This window comes from Sphingobacterium sp. JB170 (assembly GCF_900163865.1).
In the GTDB taxonomy this organism is placed as follows: Bacteria; Bacteroidota; Bacteroidia; order Sphingobacteriales; family Sphingobacteriaceae; genus Sphingobacterium.
Map to the genome: position 1 here is coordinate 116,945 of NZ_FUKU01000059.1, position 17,965 is coordinate 134,909.

16 protein-coding genes are annotated in these 17,965 nt (G+C 40.6%); 8 read left to right on the top strand and 8 right to left on the bottom strand.

Annotated elements, in window-relative coordinates:
• The first annotated feature begins 82 nt into the window (after positions 1–82).
• A complete protein-coding gene (locus FM107_RS16170) occupies positions 83–1,396 on the top strand; it encodes an aspartate kinase (RefSeq protein ID WP_086949526.1) in 1,314 nt (437 codons plus the stop codon).
• Between the two features lie 20 nt (positions 1,397–1,416).
• Complete coding sequence (lysA, locus tag FM107_RS16175; RefSeq protein WP_086949527.1) at positions 1,417–2,580, top strand: diaminopimelate decarboxylase; 1,164 nt, start codon at positions 1,417–1,419, stop codon at positions 2,578–2,580.
• A gap of 95 nt (positions 2,581–2,675) precedes the next feature.
• On the opposite strand, the gene FM107_RS16180 is transcribed toward lysA, so the two are convergent.
• The 3 genes from FM107_RS16180 to FM107_RS16190 all read right to left on the bottom strand — a co-directional run bounded on the left by FM107_RS16180 (position 2,676) and on the right by FM107_RS16190 (position 5,404).
• Entirely contained in the window at positions 2,676–3,095 is a 420-nt protein-coding gene (locus FM107_RS16180; RefSeq protein WP_256959588.1) for a hypothetical protein, read from the bottom strand.
• A 64-nt stretch (positions 3,096–3,159) separates the two neighbouring features.
• Entirely contained in the window at positions 3,160–4,473 is a 1,314-nt protein-coding gene (locus tag FM107_RS16185; protein ID WP_086949528.1) for an ABC transporter permease, read from the bottom strand.
• A 13-nt stretch (positions 4,474–4,486) separates the two neighbouring features.
• Complete coding sequence (locus tag FM107_RS16190; protein WP_086949529.1) at positions 4,487–5,404, bottom strand: ABC transporter ATP-binding protein; 918 nt, start codon at positions 5,402–5,404, stop codon at positions 4,487–4,489.
• 609 nt (positions 5,405–6,013) lie between these two features.
• Between FM107_RS16190 and yihA the strand changes: the two genes are divergently transcribed.
• From yihA to cmk, 5 genes are all read left to right on the top strand, one after another.
• Positions 6,014–6,631: a ribosome biogenesis GTP-binding protein YihA/YsxC gene (gene yihA, locus FM107_RS16195; protein WP_086949530.1), complete on the top strand. Its 618-nt coding sequence runs from the start codon at positions 6,014–6,016 to the stop codon at positions 6,629–6,631.
• Between the two features lie 2 nt (positions 6,632–6,633).
• Positions 6,634–7,488, top strand: a complete 855-nt coding sequence (locus tag FM107_RS16200; RefSeq protein ID WP_086949531.1) for a 4-hydroxybenzoate octaprenyltransferase — start codon at positions 6,634–6,636, stop codon at positions 7,486–7,488.
• A 93-nt stretch (positions 7,489–7,581) separates the two neighbouring features.
• Positions 7,582–10,008 carry a type I DNA topoisomerase gene (gene topA / locus FM107_RS16205; RefSeq protein WP_086949532.1) on the top strand — a complete coding sequence of 809 codons (2,427 nt, stop codon included), beginning with the start codon at positions 7,582–7,584 and terminating at the stop codon, positions 10,006–10,008.
• A 5-nt stretch (positions 10,009–10,013) separates the two neighbouring features.
• Positions 10,014–10,427 (top strand): hypothetical protein, encoded by a 414-nt coding sequence (locus tag FM107_RS16210; protein WP_086949533.1) that lies wholly within the window; start codon positions 10,014–10,016, stop codon positions 10,425–10,427.
• Entirely contained in the window at positions 10,427–11,116 is a 690-nt protein-coding gene (gene cmk / locus FM107_RS16215) for a (d)CMP kinase (RefSeq protein ID WP_086949534.1), read from the top strand. The genes FM107_RS16210 and cmk overlap by 1 nt, the downstream gene beginning before the upstream one ends.
• A gap of 27 nt (positions 11,117–11,143) precedes the next feature.
• Here cmk and FM107_RS16220 read toward each other — a convergent pair whose 3' ends face one another.
• Genes FM107_RS16220 through FM107_RS16240 form a run of 5 tightly spaced genes read right to left on the bottom strand, consistent with a single transcriptional unit; the run spans position 11,144 to position 14,804 of the window.
• Positions 11,144–12,127, bottom strand: a complete 984-nt coding sequence (locus FM107_RS16220) for a bifunctional riboflavin kinase/FAD synthetase (protein WP_086949535.1) — start codon at positions 12,125–12,127, stop codon at positions 11,144–11,146.
• Between the two features lie 2 nt (positions 12,128–12,129).
• Positions 12,130–12,870, bottom strand: coding sequence for a tRNA pseudouridine(55) synthase TruB (gene truB / locus FM107_RS16225; RefSeq protein WP_086949536.1), 741 nt, complete (start codon positions 12,868–12,870; stop codon positions 12,130–12,132).
• A complete protein-coding gene (locus FM107_RS16230) occupies positions 12,871–13,665 on the bottom strand; it encodes an undecaprenyl-diphosphate phosphatase (protein WP_086949537.1) in 795 nt (264 codons plus the stop codon).
• Entirely contained in the window at positions 13,665–13,913 is a 249-nt protein-coding gene (locus FM107_RS16235; RefSeq protein ID WP_086949538.1) for a DUF3098 domain-containing protein, read from the bottom strand. The genes FM107_RS16230 and FM107_RS16235 overlap by 1 nt, the downstream gene beginning before the upstream one ends.
• Positions 13,914–13,925: 12 nt before the next feature.
• Positions 13,926–14,804: an ABC transporter permease gene (locus tag FM107_RS16240; RefSeq protein WP_086949539.1), complete on the bottom strand. Its 879-nt coding sequence runs from the start codon at positions 14,802–14,804 to the stop codon at positions 13,926–13,928.
• 217 nt (positions 14,805–15,021) lie between these two features.
• Here FM107_RS16240 and leuS point away from each other — a divergent pair, with 217 nt between their 5' ends.
• Positions 15,022–17,805: a leucine--tRNA ligase gene (gene leuS, locus FM107_RS16245; protein WP_086949540.1), complete on the top strand. Its 2,784-nt coding sequence runs from the start codon at positions 15,022–15,024 to the stop codon at positions 17,803–17,805.
• Positions 17,806–17,965: the final 160 nt, after the last annotated feature.

A 17,965-nucleotide genomic window follows, 5' to 3' on the forward strand; every position in this document is an offset into this window, starting at 1 on the left:
TTTTGTGCCGCATTTATTGTTTAATATAATTACTTGAAATTTATTTACTTTTACAACCATTAACAATAGTACTAGGTTAGTTATGAAAATTTTGAAATTTGGTGGTACTTCCGTAGGGAGCGCTGAACGTATTAAAGGGCTGCTTGATATCGTGAATACCGACGATAGACAGATTGTTGTTCTTTCTGCTGTCGCTGGAACAACGAATGCATTGGTAGAGATTGGTCAGTCATTTTTATTGGGGAAGACCGGGACTGCTCTCGATCAAATTAAAAGTCACAAAGGAAAATATATCGAGTTAATTGATCAATTGTTTGCAAGCGATTTAGGTCGAGAAAAAGCTAATAATTTAATTAACTATCATTTTAATTACATCAGCTCCCTCGGGAATGAGATGTTTACGCCTGTCGAGGAGAAGATTGTGTTGGCGCAAGGCGAGTTGATGTCGACAACGTTATTTCATTTTTACCTCGAAGAGATTGGGATACCGTCTGTACTACTTCCCGCATTAGACTTCATGAAGATCGACCAGGATAATGAGCCGATGGTTGAATATATTGGTGAGAAATTAAATGCGCTTCTTGAAATTACCCCCGACAATAAACTGTACATTACCCAAGGGTTTATCTGTCGTAATTCCTTTGGCGAGATCGATAATCTTCGTCGTGGAGGCTCCGATTATACGGCTTCGCTGGTCGGCGCATCGATCCAAGCAGAGGAAATTCAGATATGGACTGATATCGATGGTATGCATAATAATGATCCACGGGTGGTTAAGAATACCACACCGATTGCACATTTAAGTTTTGATGAGGCAGCCGAGCTCGCTTACTTTGGCGCTAAGATTTTACATCCACAAAGTGTCTTTCCGGCGCAGCGTTATAACGTTCCTGTACGATTGTTGAATACGATGGATCCGGCCGCTGCGGGCACGCTTATCAGCAAAGACGGTAAATCGTCGAAGCAAATTCGTGCAATAGCGGCTAAGGATGAAATCACAGCGATTCATATCCATTCCTCACGGATGCTCTTAGCGTACGGTTTTCTAAGGAAGGTGTTTGAGATATTCGAACGTTATAAGACGCCAATAGATATGATTACCACTTCGGAGGTCGCGGTATCCTTGACCATTGACGACACCCGCTATTTGGGGGAGATCATCAAGGAGGTAGAAGATTTTGGGCGCGTGCGTATTGATCATAACCAAACGATCGTCTGTGTTGTCGGCGATTTCGGGGCGAATTCTCATGGGTATGCCGCACGGGTGTTGGATGCCGTAAAACATCTACCGTTACAGATGATTTCATATGGCGGATCTGATTATAATGTCTCCATATTATTGGGTCATGAATATAAAGTTGAAGCGCTTCGTTCATTACATAATAGACTTTTTTAAAATAAATATAGAAGGTACATATGCTATTTAATAATACTCAACTCGAGCGGATCGCAGGTGCAGAGACACCTTTTTATTACTACGATCTCGACTTGTTGAATGACACTTTAGATCAGGTAAAAGCTGCAGCTGATAAACGTGGGTTTCATGTTCATTATGCGTTAAAAGCTAATTTTAATGAACGTCTACTTGACCTGATTCAGTCAAAAGGATTCGGTGCTGATTGTGTCAGTGGGGCAGAAGTTCAAAAATCGATTGATAAGGGGTTCACGCCCGAAAAGATTACATTTGCAGGTGTGGGGAAATCTGATAAAGAGATTATCACGGCACTCAAACATGGTATTTTCGCGTTTAATGTGGAATCAATCCAAGAGATGGAAGTTATTAACGAGCTTGCAGGAGAACAAAACGTCGTGGCACATGTTTCTCTTCGCATAAACCCCAATGTCGATGCAAATACACACCATTATATCACGACTGGGTTGGATGAAAATAAGTTTGGGGTACCTACGTCTGAATTAGAAACCGCGGCAGACGTGATACGTAACGCTACGAATGTGTCTTTAATCGGCTTGCATTTTCATGTAGGTTCACAAATTACCGATATGAACGTTTTTAAAAGCCTTTGTGTGAAGGTCAACGAATGGAAAAACTGGTTTGAGGATCGCGGTACGCAGATCCGTGTGCTTAATGTCGGAGGTGGACTGGGGGTTGATTATCACGATCCAGATGGAAATCCTATTCCTGATTTTGAGGCGTATTTTGATATTTTTGATAAGTTTTTGGAACGCAGCGCGCTGCACGAGGTACATTTTGAATTGGGGCGAGCAATTGTGGGGCAGTGTGGATCACTTATCACGCGTGTGTTGTATACGAAAAGTGGTCTAAAGAAGAATTTTCTAATTCTTGATGCCGGTATGACAGAGCTAATGCGCCCAGCATTGTATCAAGCCTATCATAAAATTGAGAAAGTCGGCTTCTCGGACTCTCAGAAGGAAATGATTTATGATGTTGTAGGTCCAATATGCGAGAGTTCAGATTGTTTTGGCAAAGAAGTACCGCTGCCAGAGTCTGGTCGGGGAAACTTGATTGCTATTCGGACGGCCGGCGCTTATGGAGAGGTAATGGCTTCAAACTATAATTTACGTGAGGAGGTTCGTTACATTTACAGTGATGAGCTATAGTGCTCCTCATAGAAATGTTTAATAAAAGCATCGAAGCCTTCTGTTTATCGCGGGATTACCCAGATAACAGGAGGCTTCGATATTTTTAATAGCTATTATTTCATGTTTATAACCTGGTCTACGATGTAACGCGTGTGCCCGCGCCACGGTAGGGTACCGTGAAATTCTTTATAATGTAAATCAAAGTATTTGCCACTATTAAGTTCGAGGATTTTAAATATCGAGTCATTCTCTATTGAAAACTCAAATTCGTTACTTGAAATTCCAGGCCCCGTTTTGGTTTTGGCACTTCCAAATCCCTCTTGGATCAGTTTGCCTTCGTAGGTTTTGAATAAATTACCTTTTTTAACTGCGTAGTTCAGGTATCCAGATTTAACACCTTCACCGAAAACGAAATAATATCGGTAGTAGGTGTAGCCTCCACCGATCAACAGCACGATGACCAAGGCCCATCCCATTATTTTTCCTAAAATTCCTCCTGACTTTTTGTTTTCAGTATTATTGGCAGTATCCATATCTTCTAAATTAATCGTAATGTTAATGAGTTTTATTTTATTTTTTAATAAAAATATAGTTTTTCTACTGTTTGTACGTGAACCATTTTACAATCTCTTTAAAACTTGCCTTTTTTCCATGCATCAGTATTCCTACTTTATATATCCGAGCGGCGACCCAAGTGGTAACTAGGAATCCCCCAAAGAGCAGCAGTGCCGAGACAATTATTTGCCAGGTAGGAACACCAAATGGAACACGAACAAGCATCGCAATCGGGGAGGTAAACGGAATAAAACTTAACCAGGTTGCGATACTACCGTGTGGATCGTTGATCAATACTCCGAAGGAAAGAACATACGTTAGCAGCAAGGGCATGGTAATTGGCATTGTGAATTGGGTAGCCTCCGTTTCGCTATCCACAGCAGAGCCGACGGCCGCAAATAAACCACTGTAAAGGAAATAGCCGCCTAAGAAAAATATAAAAAAGCAAATGAGTAATTCTGTTACATTAATACTGTCGAATGCTGCAATGATATCCATTGCAGCATTCGTTTCTGGTAGCTGGTCCTTGGAACCAGCTAGTGCAGAAATCTCCTCGGGCGTTACGCCTGATGTGTTGATAATAAAAGCAGTAGCAACGCTGGTTAAAGCTGCAGTTAAGATGATCCATAGGATAAATTGCGTTAAGCCGACTAGGCCAATTCCGAATATTTTACCCATCATCAATTGAAAAGGCTTTACCGAAGAGATTATTATTTCGACCACACGACTTGTCTTTTCTTCGATTATTCCACGCATAACTTGCGCTCCGTAGAGAAATAAGGACAAATAGACTAGAACAGAAAGAGCCATAGCTATCCCCATCGCAACTTCGGTATGACTTTCTTTCGTATCACCGGTCTCACTTATCTCTTTGGTAGTGATTTGTATTTTATCGTTGATGTTTCGCACACTATCAACATTTAAGCCCATCCTGGCATATTCGTGCGCGCGGATAATTTCTTGTAGTTGATTCTTGATTTCAGATTGCGTATTGATATTCGGTTTGCCTGAAGACAGTAATTCGACGTACCTAGTGCGCAGGAAGTCATCGGGGATAATTAATAGATTTGTATTTTCCGCCTCGTCTTCGAGTGTCTCGATCTCCTGCTGTAATTCACGATTAGAGACGGTGAAAGTTAGGTTTTTATTATTTTTTAAGCTCTTTGAAATTTCACCACCTCTGTCAATTACATGCACAATCCCATGAGTATCTTCAAAACTTTTTTTCGTTAAGTAAAATACACCAATGTACATACCAATGAAAAACAGGGGCACTAAAAAAGTCGTTAATAAAAAGGATCTTTTCCTTACTCGGCTCAAATATTCACGCCTTATAATTAATAGTATTTTGTTCATTCGTCGGAGAATCTTAGTTTTTTGATAGCGTCACTTTTTCGATGAAAATATCGTGCATCGATGGAATAATTTCGATTATTTGGTGTATAGTTACTTTAGGTATAAGCAGTAGTAATATATCATTTAATGTCTTATCATCGTGAATTTTGACAACAGCTTCTTTGGTATCTTGTGCAGTGGTATGGCGAATGATATCGATAAACGGTATCTCGTCTATCTCGCCTCGCGCTCCTTCCATCGATGAATAGCTTATTTTAAACGTTTGATTTCTGTAGGATTGTTTAATGTCTTTTACAGAACCCTCAAGAATCTTTTCAGATCTGTTGATGAGTGCAATATCGTCGCATAGAGCCTCGATCGATTCCATTCGGTGTGTCGAATATATTACTGTGGCACCCTTTCTATTGAGCTCGATGATTTCGTTTTGTATTATTTGTGCATTTACCGGGTCGAATCCTGAAAAGGGTTCATCGAGAATAATCAAGTCGGGCTCGTGTACAATCGTAGCAACGAATTGTACTTTTTGTTGCATACCTTTACTCAAGTCTTCTACTCTTTTGTCCCACCAAGATTGTATTTCAAGTTTTTCGAACCAATGTTTTATTCGGTGGCTTGCGTCCTTCTTTTTTAAGCCTTTTAATTGTGCTAGATAAAGCATTTGTTCGCCTATTTTCATCTTTTTATATAGTCCCCGTTCTTCGGGTAGGTATCCGATCCTTTCAATGTGCTTAGGCTGCAGTTTTTCGCCATCAAAAAATATTTCCCCACTATCGGGCGCACTAATTTGATTGATAATACGGATCAATGTAGTTTTTCCCGCCCCGTTGGGTCCTAGAAGACCAAATATGCTCCCCTTTGGAACTGTTATAGAGACATTGTCCAACGCTCGATGATTGCTATATTTTTTGACGATGTTTTTGATTTCAAGCATTTTTATTTTATAATTAGGGTCAATCACTTGCGGCAATGCTAATTGCCGCCACAGTTTTATGTATTCGTTTGTACGAAATAATACGCAGTTTCCGTAAGCATACTTTTTATGCTATTCTTAGCAGTGCATTGTAACACTTTTTTATTAACACGCGATTTAATGCCTTATCGAGCGGATAAGAACTCGATCAGAAAATACAACCAAAAGTTGTGCACGCCGCTCATAAAGTCAATTAAAACGGGCATTTTCTGTTGCCCGACCTGGCGGAGCAAAATCTTATTTCAAGTTCGAGAAAAGCACTGATCGCAATTGCTGACGCCTACTTTGTAATCCAGCGAAAGCCTATTTGTTTCGTTTATCGGTATGACGAATACCACAATTTATCTTCACGCAGATTTATCTCGCCCTAAAGATAAAAACATCAAGGCATAATATGATAGTTATGGGTCGAATATTTTTTAAAAATGCTTTTCGTAATTTGTGTACAGTTTGATGGAGGCGTGGGATGTCGAACGTTTTGTTTGCAAAAGCACACGTAATTCGATAACCGAGAATTAAACCTATGAAAAATCCATTGTTAATAGCTGTGAGAATTTTTTACCTTTGTCTATGCTTATAAAATCTGCAGAGTTTGTGTGTAGCAATACGCAAGTCGGAAAGCTTCCAGCTCCGAGTATACCGGAATATGCATTCATTGGTCGTTCTAATGTTGGTAAATCTTCTTTAATCAACGCCTTATTTAGTAAAAAAGGATTAGCAAAGACATCGCAAAAACCGGGGAAGACACAGCTTATTAATCATTTTATTATAAATGATAATTGGTATCTCGTGGATTTACCAGGTTATGGTTTTGCACAGACGTCCAAAAAAAACCGGGCAGATTGGGTCAAGTTTATACGGCAATATTTAACGCGTCGTGAAAATTTGCAGTGTATTTTTGTTTTGATCGATAGCCGGTTGGAGCCCCAAAAAATTGATTTAGAATTTTGTTGTTGGTTGGGGGAGCAAGGACTTCCATTTTTGTTGGTATTTACCAAAGCAGATAAGCAATCCGGAGTGAAATCAGAACAGCATGTTGCGAAGTTCAGACGTGCATTGCTTACTTGGTTTGAAGAGATTCCGAGGCATTTCATTACCTCAGCAGAAACTAAATTAGGAACTGACGAAGTGCTTGCGGCAATTAATGAAATAAATGGAAATTTTGAATTACCCGTGATCTCGGAATAACAATGAAAAAGTATATGTCATTGGTGCTCTTCGCGCACAGCATATTTGCACTACCGTTTGCAGTAATTGGTTTTTTTCTCGCTATTCAAACAACAGACGAGCCATTTGAATGGCAGAAATTATTATTGATGTTGGTGTGCATGGTCACGGCACGTAACGCGGCGATGGCTTTTAATCGCTATTTAGATCGCGATATCGATGCGCAAAACCCTCGTACAGCAATGCGGGATATTCCGGCAGGTAAAATCTCTGCTGGGAATGCCTTAGGGTTTACAATAGTGAACTGTCTGGTGTTTATTGGAGCGACGTATTTTATTAACACGCTTTGCTTTTATCTTTCATTCGTTGCGTTATTTGTCGTGCTTTTTTATAGCTATACGAAACGATTTACCTCTTTGTGTCACCTTGTGCTGGGTGTTGGTCTGGGGTTAGCGCCCGTTGGGGCTTACCTCGTGGTTACTAATTCATTTGGGTTGATCCCCATTTTTTACGGTGTAGCCGTGATGTGTTGGTCCGGCGGTTTTGATATTATTTATGCGTTGCAGGATGAGAAATTCGACCGTAAGAATGGGTTGAATTCAATTCCAGCTTATTTTGGGGGGGGAGGGGCACTTTGGATTTCACGAGTCCTTCATGTTATCTCTTTTATATTTGTCCTACTTCCGGCCATTTATATGCCTATTAGCTGGTTCTATTACTTGGGTGTTGTGTTCTATGGTTCACTACTTGTGTATCAACATCGAATAGTATCCCCGACAGACTTAAGCCGCGTAGATCGGGCATTCATGACAACGAATGGTATTGCGTCTGTAATCTTCGCTGTATTCTATTTGTTGGACATTGTTTTCTTAGTTTAGTATTGCAAATAAATATATTTTTTACCTTGAACTGGCGAAATTTATTGCCATTCCACTTTGAAATAGCTTTATTTGCAGAAATCATTATTTTAAATGGCAAAGAACTTACTGATTGTAGAGTCACCTGCGAAAGCAAAAACGATAGAAGGATATTTAGGTAAAGACTTTTTAGTGAAGTCAAGTTATGGGCATATCCGTGATTTGGTGAAGACGGATGATGCGATCGACACAGAGAATGATTTTAAACAAAAGTATGAGGTACCCTCCGACAAAAAGGCCGTAGTAAGTGAATTGAAGAAACTTGCTAAAGCAGCTGAAATGGTTTGGCTAGCATCGGATGAGGACCGTGAAGGAGAAGCTATATCGTGGCATTTATTTGAAACTTTAGCACTAAGCGACGATAAAACTAAGCGAATAGTCTTCCACGAGATCACCAAACCTGCTATACTTAAAGCAATCGACCAGCCTCGACGAATAGATTATAATTTAGTAAACGCACAACAAGCGCGCCGTGTGTTAGACCGGCTCGTCGGTTTTGAGCTCTCACCGGTTTTATGGCGTAAAGTGAAACCATCTTTGTCCGCCGGGCGTGTTCAATCTGTCGCCGTACGCCTTATTGTGGAACGCGAGCGCGATATAAATAAATTTCAGGCAGAAGCCTCCTTTAAAATTGTCGCCCAGTTTTTGACAGAAAATGCCAATGAACAGTTTAAAGCGGAGTTGCCACACCGATTTTCAAAAAAGGAAGATGCGAGCACATTTTTAAAAGAATGTATTGATGCTGCTTTCCAAGTTAACTCGTTAGAGAAAAAACCGGGAAAGCGATCTCCAGCAGCACCATTTACAACTTCTACATTACAGCAGGAAGCATCTCGCAAATTAGGTTATTCCGTCGCGCGCACGATGCAACTTGCGCAGCGTCTATATGAAGCCGGTCATATTACGTATATGAGAACCGACTCTGTAAATTTAAGTGATACGGCTATTCAGGCCGCGGAGCAGGAAATTGTGAATGCGTATGGTGATAAATATCACAAATTGCGCCGCTTCAAAACGAAATCTGCAGGCGCTCAGGAGGCTCACGAGGCGATCCGTCCTACATACTTTTCGACGCACAGTATTACTGAAGGGGGAAGTGAGGGGCGGTTGTATGAGCTGATATGGAAGCGTGCGATCGCATCACAAATGAGTGAAGCGGAGTTTGAGAAAACGACCGCTAAAATAGCAGTATCAACACGTAAAGAAGAGCTAGTCGCTAGTGGTGAAGTGATGAAATTCGATGGATTTCTGAAAGTCTACATGGAGTCGACCGATGACGATTCCGATTCGCAATCAGACCAAAATGACGACAACGCGCTTTTACCACCGTTATCAAAAGGACAATCGTTAGCATTGAAATCAATGCAAGCAACAGAGCGATTTTCTCGCGCACCGGCAAGATTTACGGAAGCTTCGTTGGTAAAGAAATTAGAAGAGCTCGGAATTGGTCGGCCATCTACTTATGCGCCAACAATATCGACTATTCAGAATCGTGGCTACGTTGTCAAAGAAGACCGAGACGGTCGCGAACGTAGGTTTGTCGTCTTATCGATTAATAAGCAAGATGTAGAGGAGCAGGTGAAAACGGAGATGACTGGGGCGGAACGATCTAAGATGTTTCCAACAGATATTGGTGTGCTAGTCAACGATTTTCTTGTAGAACATTTTAACGATATCATTGATTATCATTTCACGGCGAAAGTAGAGAAAGAATTTGATGAGATCGCGCAGGGGGAAAAGGAATGGACGAAAATGCTTTCCGAATTTTATGGACCCTTCCACGCGGGGATTCAAGACACCTTGGAGAACGCCGAACGTGCGACGCACGAACGCCAGTTGGGCGCTGATCCCGAGACGGGAAAACCTGTTTCTGTCCGGGTGGGTCGATTTGGGCCATTGGTGCAAATAGGCAGCGCCGACGATGAAGAAAAGCCACGATTTGCATCGCTTCGAAAGGGACAAATGATCGAAACGATCACTTTCGATGAAGCGATGGACCTATTTAAATTGCCTAAGAAAGTAGGTGTATTTGAGGAAAAGGAAATGACCGTTGCAATTGGTCGATTTGGACCCTATATCCGTCACGCTAGTGCATTCTTTTCTTTACCCAAAGATCTGGATCCGATGGATGTCACAGAAGAACAGGCGATCGAAATTATTAAGGAGAAACGTCAAAAAGACATCGATAAGATTATCCGTGTATTTGAAGAGAATGAAGAGGCTCGTATCGAAAATGGACGGTGGGGGCCTTTCATACGGTTAGGTAAACAAAATATAAAAATACCCAAAGGGACAGAGATCGAAACAATCACGTACGAGGATGTTCTAAAATGGGCGGATGCCGATCCGAAGGGGAAAGCGAAGGCAGCTAAGAAAGCTGCTTCTACTGCAAAGAAAGCCCCTGCAAAGAAAGCCCCTGCAAAGAAAGCCCCTGCAAAAACGGGCAAGAAAACACCGGCAAAAAATAAAGCGAAAAAATAACATATATGAAAGACGCGTTACCAGAAAACATTGTTGAAGATATATCCATTGCGGTGGTCTTTGAAAATGAGACCCCTCTGGAAAAGGTATGGTCCGTATATGTCGTTAACGAGAAGGATATTCCGCTGACAGACGTTTTTGTTACTTCTAAGGGGTATGGTGAAAAAGAGGGCAGACAAGTAAAAACAACAACCTTACGGCATTTTATCGGGGATGTAGGGGCTTTGCAAGCCATAAAAATTGAAATTATTGATACGCAGGTTTTTGGTTTGACTAATGAATATTGGTTGAGTTATTATATCGGTTCAACGATTTACGATAAAAAATATATCTTTTTGCCCGAAAGTATTGTGGATGAGAACTTAATTCGAGTTCCACTGGTCAACAAGCCTGGAATAGTCATTGGAGGAACCAAATAATGAGCACGTCTAATTTTATCATTGCAATTGACGGATTTTCGTCCTGTGGAAAAAGTACATTGGCAAAAGCGTTGGCAAAAGAGCTAGAATTTGTATTTATCGATAGCGGCGCGATGTACCGCGCTGTTACCTTGTACTTTATTCGTGAGCGTGTTGATCTTCAAAGCGAACAAGCCGTTCTACAAGCATTAGAGAGTATTCATATTGATCTTGTTCCTAACGGGCAGACAGTGCAGATACTACTGAATGAGGAGGATGTGTCGGAAGAGATACGGTTGATGTACGTCTCGGATTTCGTAAGCGAGGTGAGTGCTGTAAAGGCTGTACGCCAAGCGATGGTTGCCCAACAACAGAAATTAGGAGGCCGTAGAAACATCGTAATGGATGGACGCGATATCGGGACAACGGTTTTTCCGAATGCGGATTTGAAGATCTTTATGACGGCTAGCCCGAGTGTTCGCGCAGAACGTCGATTTGCAGAACTCATGGCCAAAGGGGAAACCGTTACGATGGAAGAAGTACGGGATAATCTTGCACATCGCGATCATATTGACTCCACGCGGCAAGAGAGCCCTTTACGACAAGCGCAGGATGCCATCGTGCTTGACAATTCAAAATTCACACAAGAAGAACAGCTGAAAATCGTTATTGATGCATATAATCAGTTAAAAATAAAGGGCAGTGTTTAAATCAGCTGACCTTTATTTTTGATAACCCTATTTCATTGTCGAAAAGAAATCGCGTATCGCTTTTTCATCCAGTTTGATTTGCTCCTTCATGATATCTAAAGATTCGTACCACTGGTCATGCCGAATGAATTTCAAGAATTTTACACGAATCGTTTTTCCATAAATATCATCTTCGAAGTCCAGTAGATTGATCTCAATTTTACGTGTCATACCGTCGACCGTAGGACGCGTACCAATGTAGGCCATCCCTTTCTCAATAGACTCTGGTTGAGGTTCGTTGTATCTTCCTGTATTAATTGAAGGAACATTAGAGTATATCTCAGCCTCTACGGCATAAATTCCATATGCAGGAATGAGTTTATGTTTTTCTAATACATTAAGATTTGCGGTAGGGAATCCGATTTCACGTCCAATTTGATCGCCCCGCACCACAGTTCCAGTTAGCTCAAAGTTGTAACCCAAATATTTATTTGCAGTTTCTATATCGCCTTTAATCAATGATTCACGTACACGCGTAGAGGAGACAGCGACGTCTTCAATGTCCTGTTCTGGGATTTGCTCCACGGCGAAATCATAAATTGGAGCATAGTACTTTAAATCTAATATTGAGCCTCGTCTGTCTTTACCAAAATGATGGTCATACCCGATAACAATTTGCTTGGTCCCGAGTTGTCCCACGAGCACCTCGTTGATATACTGCTCGGGGCTCTGGTTGGAGAAATCGCGCGTGAAGGGGGTTACGATCAAATGATCAATGCCCGCCAATGCCAGCCGATTGGCTTTCTCTTCTATATCGTTAATTAAACGTAAACTTTCATCATTAGGGTTTATGATTAAACGTGGATGAGGGAAGAATGTTAATAGGACGGTTTCACCACCAATATTTTGAGCGCATTCTTTTAACTTAGATAAGATTTTTTGGTGGCCGATATGGACGCCATCAAATGTGCCAATAGTGACAACAGCATTTGAGAGTGGCTTAAATTCCCCTAAGTTTCGATATATTTTCATTCCTATTTTGTAGGATTAGATAAATTTTGAGATGTTTCCTTTTGTGCGTTTATTACTTTTACAAGATCGTCTATTTTCCATGCATCAAGGACACTAAAGTTCCCACTTTTTGTTCGCCGTAAACTGCTTAAATGCGCTCCAATCCCCAGTTCCTTTCCGAAGTCGTGTGCGATGGAGCGAATGTATGTGCCCTTGCTGCACTGTATTCTGAAATGGACATTTGGCAATTCGATCCGCTGAATATCGAAAGCAGTAATTTTTACTTGTCGCTTTTTGAGTTCGACTTGTTCGCCGCGTCGCGCTTTTTCGTAAATGCGTTCACCATTTATTTTTATGGCAGAGTGGGCAGGTGGAAACTGAGCGATCTCACCGAGAAACTTTTCTACTGTTTTATAGATGTCAGTATCGGTGATTGTGGAGTAGTCGAAAAGTTGATCGACCTCTGTTTCCAGATCGTAGGATGGGGTAGAAGCTCCGATGGTTATTGTACCCGTGTACTCTTTGTCTTCGGCCTGATAAGAGTCGATCTTTTTGGTGAACTTTCCGGTACAAAGAATAAGAAGACCGGTTGCTAGAGGATCTAGCGTTCCTGCGTGTCCAACTTTTATTTTTTGTGGTTTCATACTATTGCGTAGCTTTCCAACCACATCAAAACTGGTCCAGTTTAAAGGTTTGTCCACCAATAGAACCTCACCTTCTGCGAAATGAAAGTCAGAAGAGTTTGTTTCGTGTATATCTTTCATTTATATGATTTGCAGACTCGTTCCGCTCAATATTAATCCAATAATCGCTAATCCAAGCAATATTCGGTACCAACCAAATGCTTTGAAACCGTATTTTGTTAACACTTCAATGAAGCTTTTTATTGCGATAATTGCAACAATAAATCCAATGACGTTTCCTATAATAAGTAAGTTCATTTCTTCTCCGGTGAAGGTATGACCCTCTTTAAGAAATTTGTAGAGCTTGACAACAGATGCGCCAAGCATCATTGGAATAGCGAGAAAAAATGAAAATTCGGCCGCTGCTTTACGTGTTAAACTTTGGGTCATTCCGCCAATTATTGTACTCGCAGATCGGGATGTTCCTGGTATTAGCGCTAAACATTGATACCAACCGATGATAAAGGCCTGTTTATACGTAATTTCATCTGAATTATCAAGTTGCGGCTTGTTAAACCACTTGTCAACAAAAAGCAAAATGACACCGCCAATCACGAGCATGACAGCTACCATTAACGGACTTTCCAGCAGTGAATCAATAAAATCGTTGAATGCTAAACCTAATATAGATGCCGGTATTGCCGCTACGACGAGTTTATAGTAGAAATCTAGCGATTTAAAAAAACGTCTGTAATACAATACCAGTACCGACAAGATAGTGCCCATTTGAATTACGATGGTGAAAAGTTTTACGAACGGAGACGGTTCCATTCCCATTAGAGCAGTTCCAATGATCATGTGCCCCGTAGAGGATACAGGAAGAAATTCTGTAAGTCCTTCAATGATTGCTAATACAATCGCTTGAAAATAGGTCATTAGTCTTGTGCTTTGTTATTTTTTGGTTTATACAATATAGAAACGAATCCAAGGGCGAATCCTAAAACAACAACCAACGGAGCTAATGTTATTTTTGTGAAGCTATAGATATCTTCCGAACCAGACATCAAGAAGAAGCCGATGGCCACAACGACTATGCTGGCGATAAACAGTTGGTAATTTATTTGTTCAAAGGCAAAACCATTATTTTGCACTTTGGGAGTTGTTTTTTGTTTCTTTTCAGACATGTTTTTTTAATGTTAGCGGTATAGACTATGTGATTTTGCCTTCAAGTATTTTGTAACTGCAAAATACGTGCTGAATCCAGATATTAGTATTCCCAATAATACGACGATTATGAATATGGCTCCAAATTCATACCAGTTTCGTAGGAATATCAAGTCAGGAATTTGCTGTTGCGCAAATTGAAGTGTAAAGATAAGTAGTAGAATAGCGATCAGCGCCCCTAATAACCCATGAAATATTCCATAGAATAGATACGGCTTACGAATAAAGTTTTTCGTAGCACCGATCAACTGCATACTTTTTATTAGGAATCGCTGCGAATAAATAGCGAGGCGTATCGTGTTGTTTATTAGCGCTACAGCGATGATCAAAAGCACGATCGTGAACCCTAAAATTACGATACCGATGATTCGTATATTTTTATTCACCATATCAATTAATGATTCTTGGTAAATTATTTCTTTAACCCGGCTGCTTTTGGCTGCTTTTTGAATAAAATTTTCAATGCTATCTGTATTGGCGTATTGTTCCTTTAGATATACATCAATTGATGGTAGTAAGGGGTTGTGTCCTAGGTATTCGACAAAGTCTTCACCAAGATCCTCTTTTAAATTTTTTGCTGCTAATTCTTTGCTGATATACTCCGTGCGTAATACATAGGGGTCTTTTTCGATATCTTTCTGCATCGCAAGAACATTTCCTTCGTTAACATTGTCGTTAACGATAATATTAAGGACGATGTTTTCTTTAACGTATTTAGATAAATTCTTTGCATGCACTAAAATTAGTCCTAGTAAACCCGTCATAAGTAATACTAATGCGATACTGATGACAGTAGAAACATAAACTGACTTCGTTTTCTTCCTTGGTGAACCTTCCTCGTGAGTCGACATATGTTGTTTTTAAAGTATTTTGATGCGAAAGTAAATAATAATGCTCATTAAAGAAATATTTTAATTTAATATATTCCGATAACGAAGTTGTTTTTCTCCTATTCAATTAACATCTAATATGCGTATTTTATTGTTAATTATGAAACTTTTAACGCTATTTTGCCGTAAAATCGCTATTTTCGCCTCTCTTTGAGAATAGTAGAATACGTTAGAAACAATGGAATACAATCATCAGTCTTTAGAAAAAAAATGGCAAAATTTTTGGGCAGCTAATGGGACGTTTGAACCATCTAGTAACACAGATAAGCCAAAATATTATGTTTTAGATATGTTTCCTTATCCGTCCGGAGCAGGATTACACGTTGGGCATCCATTGGGGTATATTGCATCTGATATTTTTTCGCGTTATAAGCGGTTAAAAGGATTTAATGTTTTACACCCAATGGGGTACGATTCATTCGGTTTGCCAGCGGAACAATATGCTATTCAGACTGGACAGCATCCGGCTATCACGACTGAAGTTAATATTAAACGTTATCGGGAGCAGCTGGATAATATCGGCTTTTCGTTCGATTGGTCGCGAGAGGTTCGTACATCGGACCCCAAGTATTATAAATGGACGCAGTGGGTCTTCATGCAATTGTTTAATGCGTGGTATAACAACGATGCGGATCGTGCTGAGTCGATCGATACTTTAAAAGCGCTTTTTGAGATCTCAGGAACACACGGTATTAATGCGGTATCGGATGATAATGTTGCCGAGTTTACTGCGGCACAGTGGAAAGCGTTTTCTGATGAGCAAAAAGAGGCCGAGTTACTGAAATACCGTTTAGCCTACTTGCGTGAAAGCGTTGTTAATTGGTGTGCTTCGCTAGGCACTGTGCTTGCAAATGATGAAGTAATCAATGGTGTTTCTGAGCGTGGAGGATATCCCGTCGAACAAAAGAAAATGATGCAGTGGTCCATGCGTATCACAGCGTATGCAGACCGGTTGTTACGAGGCTTAGAAGGACTAGATTGGCCTGAGCCGCTTGTTGAGATGCAGCGTAATTGGATCGGTAAATCTGTTGGGGCAACCGTTAAGTTTCCGGTTCCGGAGTTAAATGGGAATATAGAAGTATTTACCACGCGTGTGGATACTGTATATGGTGTATCTTTTATCGTTCTGGCTCCCGAGCATGAATGGGTTGATGCGCTGACTACCGATGATCAGCGATTGGAAGTCCAACAGTATATAGATAAAACATCGAAAAAGTCGGAGCTCGATAGGATGGCCGATACCAGGACCGTATCTGGGGCTTTTACCGGCGCATACGCCAAGCATCCTTTAACAGGTGAAAAAGTTGCCATTTGGATTGCTGATTACGTGCTTGCTGGTTACGGAACTGGAGCAGTAATGGCTGTGCCGTCGGGCGATCAGCGTGATTATGTCTTTGCAAAGCACTTTGGTTTACCAATAATACCGATCTCGGATTCGCAAAATATCACCGAAGAGGCTGATCCTAACAAAGAGGGACGTTACATTAATTCGGATTTTATTAACGGAATGACTTATCGAGAGGCAGTTCCCGTTTTAGTAGCCAAACTCGAAGCACTTAAATTAGGGAAAGCTAAGGTGAATTACCGTATGCGCGACGCTATTTTTGGCCGTCAACGTTATTGGGGAGAGCCTGTTCCTGTTTATTTTAAGGACAACTTGCCTCGACTTATTAAAGAGAGTGAATTGCCGTTGGTGCTGCCCGAGGTTAATAAGTATTTACCGACAGAAACGGGAGAACCGCCACTAGCAAGGGCTGAAAATTGGAAATATCAAGGGCAGTTTGATTATGAATGGAGCACGATGCCTGGTTGGGCGGGCTCCTCGTGGTATTGGTTTCGTTATATGGACCCTACTAATGAAGACGTTTTTGCTTCCAAGCAAGCTGTTGATTATTGGCAGTCGGTTGATTTGTACATCGGCGGCTCGGAACACGCTACTGGGCACCTGTTGTATTCGAGGTTCTGGAATAAGGTATTAAAGGATTTAGGTTACCACGAGCAGGAAGAACCTTTTAAAAAGCTAATTAATCAGGGGATGATTCAGGGCCGGTCGAGCTTTGTTTATCGCGTGCTAGATGAGCAAGGTAAGGGTACAAATACCTTTGTTTCCTATGGTCTAAAAGATCAGTATACCACCAATGCGTTGCATGTTGATGTGAGTATCGTTTATCACGATATCTTGGATACCGAGAAATTCAAATCCTTTCGCCCTGATTTTGCACAAGCGGAGTTTATTTTAGAAGACGGTAAATATGTCTGCGGGACCGAAGTAGAGAAAATGTCCAAGTCGAAGTTTAATGTTGTTAACCCGGATGATATTATCGAATCTTTTGGTGCTGATACACTTCGGTTGTATGAGATGTTTTTGGGTCCACTTGAACAATCTAAGCCATGGAATACCAACGGGATAGAAGGGGTATTTAAATTTTTACGTAAGCTTTGGCGTTTGTTTCATGGTGCTGACGGGAACTTTTATGTTTCGGATGAAGAGCCGAGCAAAGCAGAATACAAATCATTGCATAAAATTATTAAGAAAGTTGAAGACGACATTGAACGCTTTTCGTTTAACACGTCGGTTTCTGCTTCTATGATCTGTGTGAATGAATTGATAGATTTGAAATGTAATAAGCGCAAAATTCTGCAAGAGCTAATCGTGGTTCTACAGCCGTTTGCTCCCCATATTACAGAAGAATTATGGGCTCTTCTGGGTCATCAACCTGGAAGCATTTCATTTGCGAATTATCCAGCGTTCAATCCAGATTATTTGATTCAATCAGAATTTGCCTATCCTGTTTCGATAAATGGAAAGATGAAAATGAATTTGTCGCTTGCGTTAGATCTTGATAAGAGTACGGTTGAAGAAGTCGTATTAGCAAATGCCGATGTTCAGCGTTATCTCGATGGGAAAAACGTGAAAAAATTTATTTTTGTTCAGGGCAGAATTATTAATATTGTAGTATAAATGTTCAACTCGCCCAAGGTGAGCAGAAAATATGTTTAAATAATTAAAAGGATCGTGCTGGATAAGGCGGTCTTTTTAATTTGCAGTGTTTCGTTTACATATTACTTTATTCAGTGATACCTGTAATTATCACTGAATATAATGATAAAATATTTTATCA